Source organism: Marihabitans asiaticum (assembly GCF_007828725.1).
Classification (GTDB): domain Bacteria; phylum Actinomycetota; class Actinomycetes; order Actinomycetales; family Dermatophilaceae; genus Marihabitans; species Marihabitans asiaticum.
Genome location: NZ_VIUW01000001.1, coordinates 453,241 through 470,094 on the forward strand (window position 1 = coordinate 453,241; position 16,854 = coordinate 470,094).

11 protein-coding genes are annotated in these 16,854 nt (G+C 72.8%); 4 read left to right on the forward strand and 7 right to left on the reverse strand.

Going from position 1 to position 16,854, the window contains the following annotated elements; all coding sequences use genetic code 11:
- Window positions 1–348: 348 nt before the first annotated feature.
- The 4 genes from FB557_RS14440 to FB557_RS02175 all read right to left on the reverse strand — a co-directional run bounded on the left by FB557_RS14440 (window position 349) and on the right by FB557_RS02175 (window position 6,683).
- Entirely contained in the window at window positions 349–1,314 is a 966-nt protein-coding gene (locus tag FB557_RS14440) for an SDR family NAD(P)-dependent oxidoreductase (protein ID WP_144855212.1), read from the reverse strand.
- Window positions 1,311–4,832 carry a DUF1365 family protein gene (locus FB557_RS14790; protein ID WP_144855215.1) on the reverse strand — a complete coding sequence of 1,174 codons (3,522 nt, stop codon included), beginning with the start codon at window positions 4,830–4,832 and terminating at the stop codon, window positions 1,311–1,313. Before FB557_RS14790 ends, FB557_RS14440 begins: the two co-directional genes overlap by 4 nt.
- Window positions 4,829–5,257 carry an SRPBCC family protein gene (locus FB557_RS02170; protein WP_144855217.1) on the reverse strand — a complete coding sequence of 143 codons (429 nt, stop codon included), beginning with the start codon at window positions 5,255–5,257 and terminating at the stop codon, window positions 4,829–4,831. The genes FB557_RS14790 and FB557_RS02170 overlap by 4 nt, the downstream gene beginning before the upstream one ends.
- 73 nt (window positions 5,258–5,330) lie before the next feature.
- The gene (locus FB557_RS02175) at window positions 5,331–6,683 is read right to left on the reverse strand and encodes a cryptochrome/photolyase family protein (RefSeq protein WP_144855219.1); all 1,353 of its coding nucleotides are present in this window, start codon (window positions 6,681–6,683) and stop codon (window positions 5,331–5,333) included.
- 247 nt (window positions 6,684–6,930) lie between these two features.
- Here FB557_RS02175 and FB557_RS02180 point away from each other — a divergent pair, with 247 nt between their 5' ends.
- Window positions 6,931–7,644, forward strand: coding sequence for a DUF2189 domain-containing protein (locus tag FB557_RS02180; RefSeq protein WP_144855221.1), 714 nt, complete (start codon window positions 6,931–6,933; stop codon window positions 7,642–7,644).
- A gap of 234 nt (window positions 7,645–7,878) precedes the next feature.
- Here FB557_RS02180 and FB557_RS02185 read toward each other — a convergent pair whose 3' ends face one another.
- Window positions 7,879–11,628: a transglutaminase family protein gene (locus tag FB557_RS02185; protein WP_211356457.1), complete on the reverse strand. Its 3,750-nt coding sequence runs from the start codon at window positions 11,626–11,628 to the stop codon at window positions 7,879–7,881.
- 407 nt (window positions 11,629–12,035) lie between these two features.
- Here FB557_RS02185 and FB557_RS02190 point away from each other — a divergent pair, with 407 nt between their 5' ends.
- Genes FB557_RS02190 through FB557_RS02200 form a run of 3 tightly spaced genes read left to right on the forward strand, consistent with a single transcriptional unit; the run spans window position 12,036 to window position 15,111 of the window.
- Window positions 12,036–13,232 carry a CPBP family intramembrane glutamic endopeptidase gene (locus tag FB557_RS02190; RefSeq protein ID WP_144855223.1) on the forward strand — a complete coding sequence of 399 codons (1,197 nt, stop codon included), beginning with the start codon at window positions 12,036–12,038 and terminating at the stop codon, window positions 13,230–13,232.
- The gene (locus FB557_RS02195; protein WP_246074328.1) at window positions 13,229–14,140 is read left to right on the forward strand and encodes an ROK family protein; all 912 of its coding nucleotides are present in this window, start codon (window positions 13,229–13,231) and stop codon (window positions 14,138–14,140) included. Before FB557_RS02190 ends, FB557_RS02195 begins: the two co-directional genes overlap by 4 nt.
- Complete coding sequence (locus tag FB557_RS02200; protein WP_144855225.1) at window positions 14,137–15,111, forward strand: 1-phosphofructokinase family hexose kinase; 975 nt, start codon at window positions 14,137–14,139, stop codon at window positions 15,109–15,111. The genes FB557_RS02195 and FB557_RS02200 overlap by 4 nt, the downstream gene beginning before the upstream one ends.
- A 1-nt stretch (window position 15,112) precedes the next feature.
- On the opposite strand, the gene FB557_RS02205 is transcribed toward FB557_RS02200, so the two are convergent.
- Both FB557_RS02205 and FB557_RS02210 read right to left on the reverse strand, forming a co-directional pair.
- A complete protein-coding gene (locus tag FB557_RS02205; protein ID WP_144855227.1) occupies window positions 15,113–15,943 on the reverse strand; it encodes a class II fructose-bisphosphate aldolase in 831 nt (276 codons plus the stop codon).
- Window positions 15,940–16,845 (reverse strand): SIS domain-containing protein, encoded by a 906-nt coding sequence (locus FB557_RS02210; RefSeq protein WP_246074331.1) that lies wholly within the window; start codon window positions 16,843–16,845, stop codon window positions 15,940–15,942. Before FB557_RS02210 ends, FB557_RS02205 begins: the two co-directional genes overlap by 4 nt.
- Window positions 16,846–16,854: the final 9 nt, after the last annotated feature.

The window sequence follows — 16,854 nt, forward strand, 5'->3', positions numbered from 1 at the left end:
CGGTCGTGCTCTCCCGCAGGGGCTGGTCGGTGCGCTTCCTCGGGGGCGACACCCCGCTGACCGTCTTCGACTCGGTCGCCTCGACCCTGCGCGCCGACGCCGTCGTGCTCAGCGGGATCCGAGGCTCGGTCTTCGAGGCGCAGCTGCCGCTGCTGCGCCGGATCGCGGACGTGAGCATCCTGGCGATCGGCGGCGCCGGCGCGAGCGCCGAGGTGGCCGCACAGCTCGGCGCGCTGCACCTGCAGGGCGACCCGGTCGCCGCCGTCAGCCAGCTCGACGCGGCGATCCCGCTCCGCCTGACCCACCTGACCCCGCCGAGACGCGGGCGTAGCCCGGACCTGGCCCGCGTCACCCCAGGCCGGCTGCCCCCTTCGCCCACTCCCAGAAGTGCTCCCGCTCGGTGGGCGTCGGCATGGTCCGCGAGAGATAGCTCGTCGGGCGGGGTCGGCGGTCGTGCCACAGGGTCGCCGGCTGCGGGCGGTCGTCCCGCGCGATGAGCCAGGTGATCGTGTCGGCGCCCTCGTCGGCGCTGCGCAGCACCGGCCCGGTGATCTTGTCGAAGAGCGGCAGGGACTCCGCTACCCCGGGCGTGCCCGCCCAGCCCGGGTGCATCGCGCACACCCGGACGTCGCGACCGACCCAGCGTCGCTGCATCGGGTGGAGCAGCTCGACCTGAGCCCGCTTGCTTCGCGCGTAGGCCGTCGCGCCGGCGTACTCGCCGTCGCGGTACTCCGGGTCGGTGACCGGCAGCTCCTGGGCGTACATCCCGCCAGAGGTCACGAACACGACCCGGGTCTGCACGCCCTCCATCGCCGGGACGAGCGCGTCGGTCATCGCCAGCGGCCCGAGGAGGTGCACCGACATCGACAGCTCGTGGCCTTGCGCGCTCGTCGTCCGCTCGGGCGGCATAACCCCCGCGTTGTGCACCAGCCCGCGCAGCCGAGTCCCCGAGTCCCGGAACCGCTCGGTGAAGTCGGCCACGCTGTCGAGGTCCCCGACGTCGCACACCCACACGGTGCTCGACTCGCGGCCCGGGTCGATCTCGGAGGCGACACCCTCCCCCTTCGCCTCGTCCCGGACGACGAGGTGGACGTGGGCACCCAGGCCGAGCAGCTGGCGGGCACAGGCCTCGCCGAGCCCGGAGGAGGCGCCGGTGACCACGACGTCGTGGCCGGCCATCGACCCGGGGCGCGGGTCGGCCGGCCAGGTCGGCAGGTGGCGCCGCAGGTGGTAGCCGATCCGGGTGTAGCCGGGCGCGATGGTCCGGTCGAGTGCGGTGTCGACCGCCTGCGCGGCCGTCGTGAGCGTGCTCATGCCGGTGCCTCCTCGAGGGCGTGGGCGGACGGCGAAGGGGTGGCCTCGCCGGGTCGGGTGAGGGTGAGCTGGTGGACGTCGAGGTAGTCGGCCTCGAAGCCGGCCCGGGAGTAGCACAGGTAGAAGTGCCACATCCGGGCGAAGGTCTCGTCCAGCCCGAGGTCGAGGGTGGGCCAGGCGCGGGCGAAGCGCTCGTCCCACAGGCGCAGCGTCTGGGCGTAGGAGTCGCTCATCGCGAGGTCGCCGCTGACCCGCAGCCCGGTACCGGCCATCGCCCGGTCCAGCGCCTCGAGCGAGGGGATGAGCCCGCCGGGGAAGATGTACTTGTGCACCCAGGTGTAGGTGTCACGCGTGGCGAGCATCCGGTGATCGGCCATGGTGATCGCCTGGATCGCGACCCGGCCGCCGGGGGCGAGCACCCGGTCGATCGTGGCGAAGTACTCCGGCAGGTAGTCCAGGCCGACGGCTTCGATCATCTCCACCGAGACGACCGCGTCGTACTGGCCCTCGACGAGGCGGTAGTCGCGCACGAGCACCTCGACCTGGTCGCTCAGGCCCGCCTCGGCGATGCGAGTCGTGGCGAGCTCGGCCTGCTCGGTTGACAGCGTGATCGTCGTGACCTGTGCGCCCCGGCGGGCCGCTCGCAGGGCCAGCTCGCCCCAGCCGGTGCCGATCTCGAGCAGTCGGGTGCCCTCGCCCACGCCCGCTTCGTCGAGCAGCCGGTCGACCTTGCGGGTCTGCGCCTCGGCGAGGACGGCCTCGTCGGGGTCGGGCTCGGTGAAGAGGGCGCTGGAGTAGGCCATCGACGGGTCGAGGAAGGAGGCGAAGAGCTCGTTGGACAAGTCGTAGTGGCGGGAGATGTTGGACTGGGCGTTCTCCACCGAGCCCACCTCGTCGTGGGGGTGCCGAGCGACGTACGCGGCGCGCAGACGCTGCCAGGAGCGGGGGACGATCTCCTCGACGGAGCGGGCGAAGACGGTGAGCACGGCGGTGAGGTCCTCGGCCTCCCAGTCGCCGGCCATGTAGGACTCGCCGAACCCGATCAGCCCGTGCGCGCCGACCCGGCGAGCGAGGTGCTCGAGGCGGTTGACCTGCAGCAGGGGCAGGTCGGTGCGCTCGGCCTTGCCCGCGAGGACGGTGCCGTCCGGGAGGGCGATCCGTAGATCGAGGGTGCGGGCGAGCGAGCGGATCAGGCCGCGGGTCACCCGAGCGGCGACCCGCGCCTTCAGCCCCTGGGGGACCTCGGCCACGTCCGGCCACCGCTCGGCGTCAACTCGGTTCACCCCTTCGTCCGGGCCACCGGGGACCCCGGGCTGGGGCGGGTGCTCCGGGCGCGGCTGCACGGTCAGTCCGCGCGCCCAGAGCCAGATGCCGTGCTGGCGGATCCGGGCGGTGACCGCGAGCGGCTCCAGGGGCCGGCGCCACGCGATGCGTCGCACGGTGGCGAGGGTGGCCGGCATGGCGTGGCCGCGGAGGGTGGCGACGAAGGGGGCCTGGCCGTCGCGGTCGAGGCGCACGCTGATGTGGACCGTCTCGCCCGGCTCGGGCACGTGCAGCCGGTAGCGGCCACTGGTGTCGTTGAACGGCGAGACGTAGAGCGCCTTGTCGACCTCGGCGTCGCCGTGCTCGTCCGGGTGGACGAGGTAGGCGTGCCGGTCGCCGTAGGTGTTGTGCACCTCGACGACGACGGCCGCGAGCTCGCGCTGCTGTTGCTCGGCGGCCCGATAGCACCAGTAGACGGTGATCGGGTTGAAGACGTGGCCGGCGACTCGGGCGCTGGTGAGCATGAGGATCTGGCCGCCGCGCAGGTCGATGCCCTCCTCGGCGAGGAAGGTGTCGAGGTTCTCGCGGATCGAGGTGGTCGGGTCCCCGATGTGGTCGCGTGCCTCGAAGCGGGCCAGCGCGCCGTGGTCGGGCAGGTGGTCGAGGTCGACCAGCCACGAGTAGGAGCGGTTGCTGAACGAGTGGCGAAGGGGGGAGCGCCGCGAGTGCTGGATCGTCGTCTCGTAGATCCGGGGGAGCACCGGGTGGCGGGGGGTGTCGGCGGCCGGCGCTGTCTCGGGTGTCACGGTGTCGGGCGTCGGGGTGTCCCAGTCGCCGCCGAGGCGCTGCGCCGCCTGCAGCCCCGACAGGGCGCCGTCCTCGTGGAAGCCCCACCCGTGGTACGCGCCGGCGAAGGCGATCCGGTCGGTGCTGATCTCGGGGAGACGCTGCTGCGCGGCGACCGACTCGGCCGTGTAGAGGGGGTGCTCGTAGGTCATCGTCGCGATGACCGAGCTCGGGTCGATGAGGTGCTCGCCGCCGAGGGTGACGAGGATGCGGCGCTCGCCGGTGCGCAGCCGCTGCAGGCGGGTCAGGTCGTAGGTGACGATCACCCCGCCGTCGAGGTCGGCCTGGGTGGGTCCGGTCGACCGTTCGTCTGAGGTTCCCCGGGGATCTGCGAAGGGGGTGGTCGTCGGTTCGGGTGACCGTTCGTCTGAGGTTCCCCGGGGATCTGCGAAGGGGTGGGTCGCGTCGTGGTCGGTGTCGTCGTCGGTCTGGTCGGGGACGAGGTAGTTCCAGGAGGCGCGGGCGCGGGGGTTGCGGGGGAGGATGGAGGTGTCGGTGTGCATGCGGGCGACGTTGCGGGAGTAGCGGATCGCGCCCAGGACGTCTCGCTGCTCAGGCGTCGGTTCAGCGAGCATCGCCAGCGCCTGCGGCGCGTGCGCGGCGATGACGACCGCGTCGTGCCGGGCGGTCTCGCCGCCGGGGAGAGCCAGGGTCACCCCTTCGCCGTCCTCGGTCACCGAGGTCACCGGGGTTGACAGGCGCACCCGGTGCAGGCGGGCCGCGACCCGCTCGACGTAGACCCGGGAGCCTCCGACGACGGTGCGCCAGGCGGGGCTGCCGAGCACGCCGAGCATCCCGTGATGGCGCAGGAAGGTGAAGAGCGAGCGGGCCGGGTAGGCCTGCGCGTCGTCGGGCTCGCAGGACCACACCGCGGCGACGAGCGGGGTGAGGAACCAGCGCCGCAGGTCCTCGGAGTAGCCGTGCTGCTGGACGAACTCGGCAACGGTCGGACCGACGCCAGCGTCGTCCTCGACGGGGGAGTCGAGCAGGGCGCGTGCGTGGCGGTGGAAGCGGGTGACCTCGGCGAGCATGCGCAGGTAGCGCGGTCGGGCCGCCGTGCGCAGCGACGGGAGCAGGCCGGGGGTGCCCTTGCCCCCCGCGTACTCGAGGTCGTCGGCGTCGGCCCGGACCGACATGCTCATGTCGGTCTCCTGGGTCTCGATTCCGAGGTCGGCGAAGAGACGCAGGAGGGTCGGGTAGGTCCGGTCGTTGTGGACGATGAAACCGGAGTCGACCGCGATGGTGCGATCGCCGAGGTCGACGTCATGGGTGTGCGCGTGGCCGCCGAGACGGTCGTCGGCCTCGTAGAGCGTCACCCGTGCCGAGCGGCTCAGCACATGGGCGGCGACGAGGCCCGAGACCCCGCTGCCGACGACGGCGACGTCGCGCTGAGGTGGTTGCGCCGTCACAGACGACCCAGGGCCTGCGCGAGGGTCTGCTCGGTCTTGTCGGCCAGCCGCTTGAAGAGCAGCCCCATGACCGGCGCGGCGAGGCGGAGCAGGCCGGAGGAGGTGAGCTCGGCGTCGTACGTCACCGAGCTGCCCTCGCCGTGCTCGTCGATCCGGATCCGGTCGTGCAGGCTCGTCTTGCCGTTACGCCCGATGAGCTCGACCTTGGGGTAGGTGACGTCCTGGACGGTGTACATGACCTCGACCTCGCGGCCGCCGAACTCGGAGGTGTTGCGGTAGACCGAGCCCGGCCCGCCGTCGCCGGAGACCAGCTCGCACGAGACGGTGCCGTGGTCCCACTCGGTGGCGTTGGTGAAGTCGGCGAGGTACTCGTGCACCCGGCGCGGGTCTGCGTCGGTCGTCACGATGCGCTGGATGCGGGCCATGATGATGCCTCTCTGTCGGTGATAGGTGAAGCGTCCGTGGTGCGTACGGCGTTCGTCAAAGGTTTGTTCAAGGTCAGCCGCGGCGCGCCTTCTCGTAGCGGTCCAGAGCGACCTTGCGCTCCTCGGCGAGGTCGACGATCCGGCGCGGGTACCCCTTCGCGTACCCGTCCTCGTGCTCCCACGGGGTGTGCACCGCCTTGCCCGGCAGGTGCTCCAGCTCGGGGACCCAGCGCCGCACGTACTCCCCGTCGGGGTCGAAGCGCTGCCCCTGCGTCACCGGGTTGAAGATCCGGAAGTACGGGGCGGCGTCGGTGCCGGTCCCGGCCACCCACTGCCAGCCGTGGCTGTTCGAGGCGACGTCGCCGTCGAGCAGGTGGTCGAGGAAGTGCTCCGCGCCAAGCGGCCACCACACGTGGAGGTGCTTGGTGAGGAAGCTCGCGGTGATCATCCGCAGCCGGTTGTGCATCCACCCCTGCGCGAGCAGCTGACGCATCCCGGCATCGACGAAGGGGTAGCCGGTCTCGCCGCGCTTCCACGCCTCGATCGCGTCCTCGGGCTCGTCGTAGGGCATGTCGAGCGGGTTGAGGTCGCGCCAGACGGTGTGCGGGTTGAGGTGGAGCACCTCGGCGTAGAAGTCGCGCCACGCCAGCTCGGTGCGGTACGTGTGCGCGCCGGTGCTGCGCTTGTCCTTGATGTCCTCGAGCAGCTGACGCGGGTGGAGCACGCCGAGGTGCAGGTCCAGCGACATCCGCGAGGTGCCCTCGACCGCGGGCCGGTCGCGGTCGGTGTCGTAGTCGTGCAGCGCCTCGTCGCGGAAGCGGGTCCACCGCGCCCAGGCCGCCTCCTCCCCGGCATCCGGGAGGTCGATCGGGCACTCTGCGACCGCCTGCTGCAGCATCTCGGTGACCTCGGCGGGGGTCTCCCCCTTCGCCCAGTTCACCTCGGGCGCCCCGACGGGGGCGTCCCAGCCGTGCTCGCGCCAGGCCTTGCTGTACGGGGTGAAGACCTTGAAGGGGGTTCCCCCCTTCGTCGTCACCGACCCCGGCGCCACCGCGTAGGCGGTGCCCGTGGCGACGCCCTCGACGCCCGCCTCCCGCAGCGCCTCGACGACCGCCCGGTCGCGGCGCAGGGCGAAGGGGGTGAGGTCGCGGGTGACGTGGACCGACCCGGCGCCGGCGTCGGCCGCCAACTGCGGGACGACCTCGGCGGCGGGGGCGTGGTGGACGGCGAGGTGACCGCCCAAGGTGTCGTCCAGGGCGAGGAGGTTCGCGGCGAGCCAGGCGCGACGGGCTGCTCCGGCGCGGGCCCACTGGTCGGGATCGATGACGAAGACGGGGAGCACCTCGTCGTCCTCGGCCGCGCGCACCAGGGCGGGGTTGTCTTCGGTCCGCAGGTCAAGGCGGAACCACATCACCGAGGTGCTCATAGGCGTCCAACCTATGTCGTCGAGATGGCTGACAAGCGCCCTGCGAGGTGGGCATGCTTAGCGGATGAGCACTCCTCCTCCGCCGCCCCCCGGTGACCAGCCTCCCCACGACGACCAGACGCCCTCTGGTGCAGGCCCCTACGGAAGTCAGCCGTACCCGAGCCAGCCGGCGTCGCCCGGTCAGCAGCCCTACCCAGGCCAGCCGCCCTACCCCGGGCCGTCGCACGCGCCGAGCAGCTACGGGTCGATGCCCGCGCCAGGGGCCGGCTACGGGCCGGCGGTCGGACAGCTCGACGCGGTCGAGGCGCTGAAGTACGGCTGGGCCGCCTTCACCAAGAACCTCGGGCCATACCTCGTTGTCACGCTGGCCTCGCTCGCGCTCCTCGCGGCGATCAGCGTCGGAGGGATGCTGCTTGACGGGGGTTTCAACGCTGCGGTGGAGACCGCCGACCCGGACAACCCCTTCGCCGGCGCCTTCAGCCCCTGGTCGACGGTGGCCAACATCGTGACCACCGTCATCGGCAGCGTCATCTCGGTCGGGATGCTGCGGATGTCCTTCGACGTCCTCGACGGGCGCAAGGCCGAGCTGGGTCGGCTCTTTCAGGGGTACCCGGTCGGGGCCGCGATCCTCGTCTCGATCATCGTGGGTGTGCTGACGTCGGTCGGCATGATGCTGTGCATCCTGCCCGGCATCGTCGCCGCCGTCGCCCTCGTCTTCGCCACCTCGCACGCTGTCGACCACGGCCGGGGCATCGGGGAGTCCCTCACGGGCAGCCTGAACCTCGTCAAGGACAACCTCGGGCCGGTGATCATCTGGCTGCTCCTTGCCCTCGTGGCGGCGATCATCGGCGTCTGCTGCACCCTCGGCCTCGGGTTGCTCGTCGTCGGCCCGGTGATCTCGATCTCGACCGCCTACGCCTACCGGGTGCTCACCGGCGGGCAGGTCCGCACCCCCGCCTGATCCACCCCGCCCCCTTCGCCCCTCCCGCATTCCTCCCCGCCGTCGAGGCGCGGCTGCCGGAGGTCTCATCCCAGGGTCGTAGGGGGTGGATCGGGCAGATCAACCCTTGGATGGATGTGCGCCCAGGGGCGCCCGGAGCATGATTGTCCTCAGCACCACACGAACGGGTGGGCCCGGCGGGAAACAGGGGCCGGCCGGGCCCCCTTCGTGTGGTGCTTCTACGTGCCGGGCGACTCAGACCCCTTCGCCCTGAGCCACCGCGCCACCCTCGGGCGTCTCGGCGCCCTCGGCCCCTGCCCGCAGGTCGGTGTGCTCGCGGTGCTGCTCGCGCTGCGGGGTCGGCACGCCGTCGGTCGGGGCGCTCGGTACATCGACCTCCGCCTGCGCGACATCCTCGCGGGCGAAGGCGCCCTCCGCGGCGGTCTCGACGATCGGCTCACCCGGCCGGGGTGCGGCGTCGGGCTGGTCGGCTGGGTCCTGCTCCTCCGGCGGCGGCGCGAACTCGTCGGGCGCGCTCGCCCGACGGTCAACCCCGGGATAGCGGCGCAGGTCGAGGGTGCACGGGTAGTCGGTGACCGCCGGCGACAGGTCTGCAGAGAGAGTCGGCAGCGCGTTGAGGGCGACCGGCCCGGGCGTGTGCCCGCCGGCGACGAACCGGGCTCCACGCCGCGACTCGGCCGCGGCAGCGTTGACCGGGAAGCTGTCGTAGGCCACCCCGCCCGGGTGGGTCACGTGGTAGGTGAAGCCACCGAGCGAGCGGCCCGTCCATCGGTCGATGAGGTCGAAGACGAGCGGGGCGTGCACCCCGATCGTCGGGTGCAGCGCCGACGGCGGCGCCCACGCGCGGTAGCGCACCCCGCCGACGAAGGCTCCGCCCGACCCGGACGCCCCGACCGGGCCGCCCCAGCCGTGCTCGGCGACCGGCATCATCGGCACGGGCACGCCGTTGCACGTCACGAGGTGGCGCCCCTCGACCAGGCCGGTCGCGCGGACCTGGACCTTCTCGACCGAGGAGTCGACGTACCGGGCGGTGCCCTGCTGGGTGACCTCCTCGCCGAGGACGTGCCACGGCTCGATCGCGGTGCGCAGCTCCAGGCCCATCCCGTCGATCTCGACGTCGCCGAGCCGGGGGAAGCGGAACTCCAGGAACGGGTCGAACCACGCCGGGTCGATCCGCGGCGCCCCCACCCGCGAGAGGTAGCGGTTGAGGTCCTCGATGACGTCGCGCAGGTCGGTCGCGACGAAGGCGGGCAGGAGGAAGCGGTCGTGCAGCCGGGTCCCCCAGTGCACGAGCGGCCCGCTGTACGGCTCGTCCCAGAAGCGCGCGACCAGGGTGCGCACGAGCAGCGCCTGGAGCAGCGCCATCCGCGGGTGCGGCGGCATCTCGAAGCCGCGCATCTCCAGCAGCCCGAGCCGGCCGCGCTCCGAGCCCGGCGCGAAGAGCTTGTCGATGCAGAACTCGGCGCGGTGGGTGTTGCCGGTGATGTCGGTGAGCAGGTGCCGCAGCAGCCGGTCGACCAGCCACGGGCGGGTGCCCTTCTTGGCGAAGAACTCCTCGTCCAGCGGGTCGGTGATGTCCTCCTCGTCGTGCTCCATCGCGAGGACGTGGTCCATCTGGGCGAAGGCGATCTCGAGCTCGTAGAGCGACTCGGCACGCCCCTCGTCGACCCGCGGCGCCTGGCTCGTCGGGCCGATGAACCGCCCCGAGAAGAGGTACGACAGCGACGGGTGGTGCTGCCAGTACGTCACGAGCGAGCGCAGCAGGTCCGGGCGGCGCAGCAGCGGCGAGTCCACCGGCGTGGGGCCGCCGAGGGTGAGGTGGTTGCCGCCCCCGGTGCCGGTGTGTGACCCGTCAAGGTCGAACTTCTCGGTCGCGAGGTGGATCTGACGGGCGTGCTCGTAGAGGGTCTCGGTCTGCTCGACGAGCTCGCCCCAGCTCGTCGTCGGCGTGACGTTGACCTCGATGACGCCCGGGTCGGGGGTGACCGACATCGATCGCACCCGCTCGTCACTGGGCAGGTCGTAGCCCTCGAGGACGACGGGCAGGCCGAGCTCACGGGCGGAGCCTTCGATCGCGGTGACGAGCTCGACCGCCCGCTCGAGCTCCTCGAGCGGCGGGAGGAAGACGAAGAGGTGCCCCTCACGCTCCTCGATCGCCATCGCGGTGCGCGGCGCCTCGTCGACGTCGAGCTCGACCGCGGGGGTGGCCGCGGTGGGCGAGTCGGCGGGCGGCTCACCGGCGGGCAGCAGGCCCCGGGGCGCGAAGGGGGAGCGCTCGGGCACCTCCGCACCACCGGTCCACGAGACCGAGCCGAGCGGCAGGCGCAGGCCCGCCGGGGAGTCCCCGCCGGTGAGCATGAGCGAGCCGCGCCGGGTCTGCCAGCGCGTGGTGCCCCAGCCCTCGCCGTCGGGGGCGACGAAGATCGGCAGCACCCAGGCGGCGGGGGTCGCGAGCTGCTCATCCAGCGCCGACACCGTGGCGGCCCGGCTGCCCTCGTCGGCGAGCTCGGGGGAGTCGGGGTCGAGGTCGCCCTCGGTCGGCCCGTCGCCGAGCGGCTGGCGGGCCTCGGCGGCCAGGGCCGCGAGCGGGTCCTCGTAGGCGGCGACGAGCCGCTCCGGCGCGATGCCCATCCGGGTCGCGATGCCGACCGCGAGGTCGCGGGCGGCGGCAGCCGCCTCGGCGGACCCGGGCGGGACCACCCCTTCGCCCCAGGGGGTGTCGAGCAGGGCGGCGTCCTGCCACAAGGGCTGGCCATCGACCCGCTCGAGGAGGGTGATCGCCCACCGCGGCAGCGGCTCGCCGGGGTACCACTTGCCCTGCCCGTGCTGGCGCAGCATCCCCGGCCGGGTCAGCCGGCGGGCGAGCTGCATCGCGAGCTCGCGCTTCTCCTCCCCGTCGGGGGCGGTGTGCCACTGCGGGTCGTCGGTGCCGCCGGCCGCGACGAAGGTGGGCTCGCCACCCATCGTCAGGCGCACGTCCCCCTTCGCCAGGAGGTCGTCGACCGCCGTCCCGAGCTCGGTGATCGCCTGCCACTGGTCGTCGGTGTACGGCTTGGTGACCCGAGGGTCCTCGGCCATCCGGGTGACGGTGTTGGAGAAGGAGAACTCGACCTCGGTCGGCGCGGTCGCGCCGGCGATCGGGGCGGAGCTCGAGGGGTGCGGGGTGCAGGAGAGCGGGATGTGGCCCTCGCCGGCGAAGAGGCCGGAGGTGGCGTCCATGCCGATCCATCCGGCGCCGGGGACGAAGACCTCGGCCCAGGCGTGCAGGTCGGTGAAGTCCTCGGCGGGCCCGTTGAGCGAGTCGTCGCCCACGGCGGAGAGGTCGGCGGTCAGCTGGACGAGGTACCCGGAGACGAAGCGCGCGGCCAGCCCGACGTGGCGCAGCGCGGCGACGAGCAGCCAGGCGGAGTCGCGGCACGACCCGATGCCGCGGTCGAGGGTCTCATGGGGGGTCTGCACCCCCGGCTCCATCCGCACCGAGTAGTCGACCCGGGCGCGGATCGCCTGGTTGAGCGCGACGAGGAAGTCGACGACCGGCCGGCCCTGCCCGATCTGGTCGAGGGTGTCCTCGATCCAGGCGGTGGTACTCGCGTCCAGACCCGCCCCCTCGTCACCGTCGTCGACCGGGCGCAGGTACGGCTCGAGGTCGTGGCGCAGCAGCGGCGGATAGGCGAAGGGGACGGCGGATGCGTAGTCCTCGACGAAGAAGTCGAAGGGGTTGATCGCGGTGAGGTCGGCCTGCAGGTCGACGGTGATGTCGAGCTCGGCGACCGGCTCGGGGAAGACGATGCGCGCCAGCCAGTTGCCGAAGGGGTCCTGCTGCCAGTTGAGGAAGTGCTCGGCCGGCTCCACGCGAAGGGAGTAGCTGGCGATGGGCGTGCGCGAGTGCGGCGCCGGCCGCAGCCGCACCGTGTGCGGGTAGACCCGGATCGGCTCGGGGAAGCGGTAGGTCGTGCGGTGCTCGAGGGCTACGCGGATCGTCACCCGGCCACCATAGGTGCGCCCCGGCTGGTCGGTGGTCGCAGCGACAGGGGCGAAGGGGGGAGACCGTCGCCATGACAGCGCAGGGATAGCCAGGCTATTTGTGCGGGGCGGGCCGGGTCTCCCTTCGGCTACCAGTTGCTACTCGCGGGTACGACGACACAAGTCCGCGAGCCACCCGGGCGGGCCCCCGAGATCTCGGGTCTTCGCGCCGCGGGGGCCTCACTCGTGTCGTCCGACCCGCGAGTCACCGGCTGGGACACCCCGACGGGCCGGCCGCATCGCCCTTCGCCCGGGGCGGGCCCGAACCCGCTCAGTGCGGGTGAAGCGGATCGTCACCCGGCCCCCGGGTAGGTGCGCCCCGGCTGGGCGGTGGTCGCAGCGACAGGGCGAAGGGGGAGACTGTCGCCATGACAGCGCAGGGACCACCGCAGGGGCCACCGCAGGGACAGCCGGGCTACCCGCCGCCGCCTCCGCCGCCGGGCGGCTATCCCCCTTCGCCTGCGCCCGGATACGGCTATCCCCCTTCGCCTGCGCCCGGATACGGCTATCCCCCTTCGCCTGCGCCCGGATACGGCTACCCCCCGCCCCCGCAGCCCGGTTCCGGCTACCCCCCTTTGTCGCAGCCCGGGTACGGGTACCCGGCGCCGAAGCCGCCGGTCCTCGCGGCGGGGGAGGAGTACCACCTCGCACTCACCGGGCCGGGACAGGCGTGGTGGCGTCCGCTGCTCTCCTTCGGGGTCGTGCTGGTGGGCGGCTTCGCGCTGGTCATGGCCGGCAGCGTCGCCCTGCTCGTCGCCCTGCTCGTGCAGAACGGCGGCAACCTCGACGAGGTGATGACCGGGCCGGAGAACTTCGACATGTCCGACCCCTGGATCTTCACGATCCAGAACCTCATGCTCGCCTCCTTCATCCCGCTCGCGGGACTGACGACGTGGCTGGTGCACCAGGTGCGCCCCGGCTTCGTCTCCTCGGTGATCGGACGCTTCCGGTGGGGCTGGACCGCGTGGTGCCTTGCGCTGCTCGTGCCGCTGTGGGGCGGGTACGTCGCGGTCGCCAGCCTGCTCCTGTCGAGCAGCGCGGCCAGCGGAGGCGCCGGTGACGGGGCGAACCGGCCCGAGCACTGGATCCTCCTGCTCGTCCTCATGCTGCTCACCACCCCGCTGCAGGCAGCCGGCGAGGAGTACCTCTTCCGCGGCTGGATCATGCAGCAGATGGGTGCGCTCTTCCGGCACCGGTGGGTGGCGCTGGGGATCTCGATCGTGCTGTCCTCGGTGCTCTTCGCGCTGGCGCACATGTCGCTCGACCCGTGGGTGCTGCTCGACCTCGCCGGGATGGCGACGGCGATGGTGCTCATCACCTGGCGCACCGGTGGGCTCGAGGCCGCGGTCGTGCTGCACGCGGTGAACAACCTCGTCGCGATCGGTTACGCGATCCTCTTCGGCGACCTCGCGGGCAGCTTCATCGAGCCGGAGACGACGAGCACCTGGGAGGCGACGCTCGTGTCCTGGGTGGCCGTGGCCGTCGCGACGGCGGCGCTGTGGTGGCTGGCCCGGTGGCGTGGCGTGGACCGGCGGGTGGTGCCGCGCGGGTCGGAGGTGCGGTGAGCGGACCGCGCGCGGTCGGTATCGACGTCGGGGGAACCCGGATCAAGGCCGTGCTGATGACCGGCTCTGGTGATGTGCTCGAAGCGACCGTCCGCCCGACCCCCGCCCGACCCGGCCCCGAGCTGGGCACGATCGCGGGCGAGCTGAGGGCCGAGCTGGAGGCAGCGACGGGGCACAGCGCGGATGCCCTAGCGGTCGTGGTGCCGGGGCTCTTCGAGGACCGGGCCGGCATCGCGCGCTGGTCGGCCAACCTGGGCTGGCGAGACCTCGCCCTGACCGAGCTGCTCGCCGGGTCGCTGGACATCCCGGTCGCCTCGGGTCATGACGTGCGCGCCGGCCTGCTCGCCGAGCATCGGTTCGGGGCGGCCCGTGAGGTCGACGACGTGCTCTTCCTCCCGCTAGGGACCGGGATCGCCTCGGCTCACATGACCGGGGGCGTGGTGACCGCGGGGTCGCCATGGACCGGTGAGGTCGGCCATGTGGTGATCCGTCCTGATGGGCGGGAGTGCGGGTGCGGCGCCCGCGGCTGCCTGGAGGCCGAGGCCAGCGCCGCGGCGCTAGGTCGGATCTGGAGCGAGGTGGAGGGCGAGCCACGCGACGCCGAGGACCTGGCCGTTGCGGTCCGGGCCGGCGACGACCGAGCGAAGGGGGTGTGGTCCGAGGCGGTCGATGCTCTCGCCCTCGTCCTGTCCCCGGCGGTCGCGGCGGCCGGTACCCGACTGGTCCTGCTCGGCGGTGGGCTGGCGCTGGCGGGCGACCTGCTCGCCGACCCGCTGCATCGGGCGCTGTCTGCCCGGCTGCCTGGCCGGTCCGAGCTCTCGGTGAGGGTGGCCGAGCTCGGTGACCGCGCGGGTGCCCTTGGTGCCGCCTGCCTGGCCCTGGACCTGCTCACGGAGGTGGAGTCATGATCGTCGCGCTCACGCCCAACCCCGCCGTGGACGTGACGGCCCGGCTGGGACAGGTACGGGTCGGCGAGACCCACCGGCTGAGCGACCTGACCACTCGGGCGGGCGGCAAGGGGGTCAACACCGCCGCCGTAGCCACGGCCATGGGCAGGGACGCGATCGCGGTGCTGCACGTCGGCAGCGAGTCCCGCGCCACGGTCGAGCATGACCTCGGCCGTCGGGGCATCCGGGCCACCCTGATCGACTCCCTGGTGCCGACCCGTCGCTCCCTGGCCGTGGTCGACGACGACGGCGAGGCGACGGTCTTCAACGAGGAGGGCGCCGACCCGGGGGCCGACGTGTGGGACGAGGTGGTGGCCGCCGCGTCGCGCAGCTGCAGCAGAGCCCAGGACGTGCTTGTCGTCTCCGGCTCGCTGCCCCCGGGCGCGCCGCCGGGCATCGTCAATCGGCTCGCCCGCGCCGGCGCCGGCACGGTCGTGCTCGACACCCGGGGAGAGGACCTCATCGCCGCGCTGGGTGAGTCGGGCGCGGCCCTGCCCCGTCTGGTGGCCAAGCCCAACCTGGCCGAGGCGCGCGAGACCCTCAGCGCGGCGGGCGTCGCGGCCGGCAGCCAGGACGCGCTGTGGTGCGCGTGCTCGCTGCTCGACCTGGGCGCCTGGTGCGCGGTGGTCTCCGACGGTCCCCGAGGACTGGTCCTGGCCACCCGCGACGAAGGGGGATCCCCCTTCGCCCTGTCTGCTCGCCTCCGCGAGCCGGTGACCGGCAACCCCACCGGCGCCGGCGACGCGCTGACGGCGGCGCTGGCCGCGCACCTGGGCCAGGCAGGCACGTCCCCGGAACCGCAGCTTTGGGAGGAGGCGGCGCGGGTCGGTGTGGCCTGGTCCGCTGCCGCGGTTATCCAGCCGGTCGCCGGAGAGGTCGACCCGGCCGATGTCGAGCATCTCCTGCCCGCGGTCGTGGTCGAGACGGGCTGAGTCAGCCCGCCAGGAGGCGTAGGAGCCGCTCCGCCTCGCCGGCCACCGCGTCCCGGCCCGCGCCGAGGTATTTCCGGGTGTCGACCGTGGGGGCCGCTTCCAGCCGGTCGGTCATCGCCTGGGTGAAGACCTGGTTGAGGTGGGTGGCGATGTTGATCTTCGTCATGCCGGCTCGCACCGCGGCGACCAGGCCCGCGTCCGGCACGCCGGAGGAGCCGTGCAGGACCAGCGGCACCGGTACCGCCTCGGCCAGCTCGGCGATGAGCGCCTCGTCGAGGGACGCGGTGCGCTCGGTCATCGCGTGCGAGCTGCCCACGGCCACGGCTAGGGCGTCCACCCCGGTGTCGGCGACGAACGCGGCCGCATCGACGGGGTTGGTGCGGGCACCCGGGGCATGCACGCCGTCCTTGCCGCCGATCTCGCCGAGCTCGGCCTCGAGGCTGGCGCTGGCGGCGCGGCACCACCGCGACACCTCAGCGGTGGTGGCTCGGTTCTCCTCGTCGGGCAGTCGGGAGCCGTCGTACATCACCGAGGTCAGGCCGAGGTCGAGCGCCTCCCTGACCAGGTCCGTGGACTCGGCGTGGTCGAGGTGGACCACGACCGGGGCCGGGCAGTCCTCGGCGATCGCCAGCGTCGCCTGGGCCAGGGGGCGCAGAGCGCCGTGGTAGCGCACGCAGTTCTCGCTGATCTGCATCACGACAGGGAGACCAGCGGCCTGCGCTGCCGTCGCGTACGCCTCGGCGTGCTCGATCTGGATGACGTTGAAGGCGGCGACGGCCCGGCCTTCTTGTCGGGCGGGTGCCAGGACCGAGGCGAGGTCCGTGAGGCTCATGAGTCCAGGACGATCGAGCGGGTGAGGTTGCGCGGCTGGTCTGGGTCGATGCCCATGCTCTGCGCCCGTGCGAGGCACAGTCGGTGCACCCGCACCAGCTCGGCGAGCGGGTCGACGGTGGGTCGATGCTCGAGGTGGGCGCCGGTCTCGCGCACCTGGTCGCCTAGCCCCTTGGGCAGCTCGCCGATCATCCACGTCGCCCGTCCGGGAGCGGCGATGCTGATCGGGCCGTGCCGATATTCCATCGCCGGGTAGGACTCCGCCCAGAACTGCGCAGACTCGCGCAGCTTGAGCGCCGCCTCGTGCGCCAGGCCCACGGTCCAGCCGCGCCCGAGGAAGGTCAGCTGCTCGGCCTGCAGGAGCGGTCCCATCGCGTCCTCGCCCTCCGAGAGGACCGCGCGGGCGTCGGTGATGGCCGAGGCCAGGTCGTCGCCGAGGCTGGCGCGCAGGAGAGCCAGGGTCGAGGTGGCGAAGCGGGTTTGCACGACCGACTCCTCGTCGACCTGTTCCATCGACACGGTGTGCTGAGACTGCTCGAAGACGGGAGTTCCGGGGGTGGCGACGAAGCTGACGTGAGGCGTGCCCCGCCGGCTCAGCTCCTCGATCACCTCGATCACCTCCGACGTCGTGCCCGACCGGGTGATGACGACGACCCGGTCGTAGCCGCGGTCCAGGTGGTGCTCGCTCGCGGTAAAGGCGTCGGTGACCCCGTGCCCGAGCTCCTCACGCCGGGCCGCGTACGCCTGCCCCATGAACCAGGAGGTGCCGCACCCGATCGTGGCCACCCGCTCGCCGCGCCGGGGCAAGAGCTCGGCGACCTCGTCCGCGCGCTGGATCTCGCGGGCCCAGTCCTCGGGCTGGCCGGCCACCTCACGGGCCAGATGAGAGTGGTGTTGGGTCACATGCGCCTC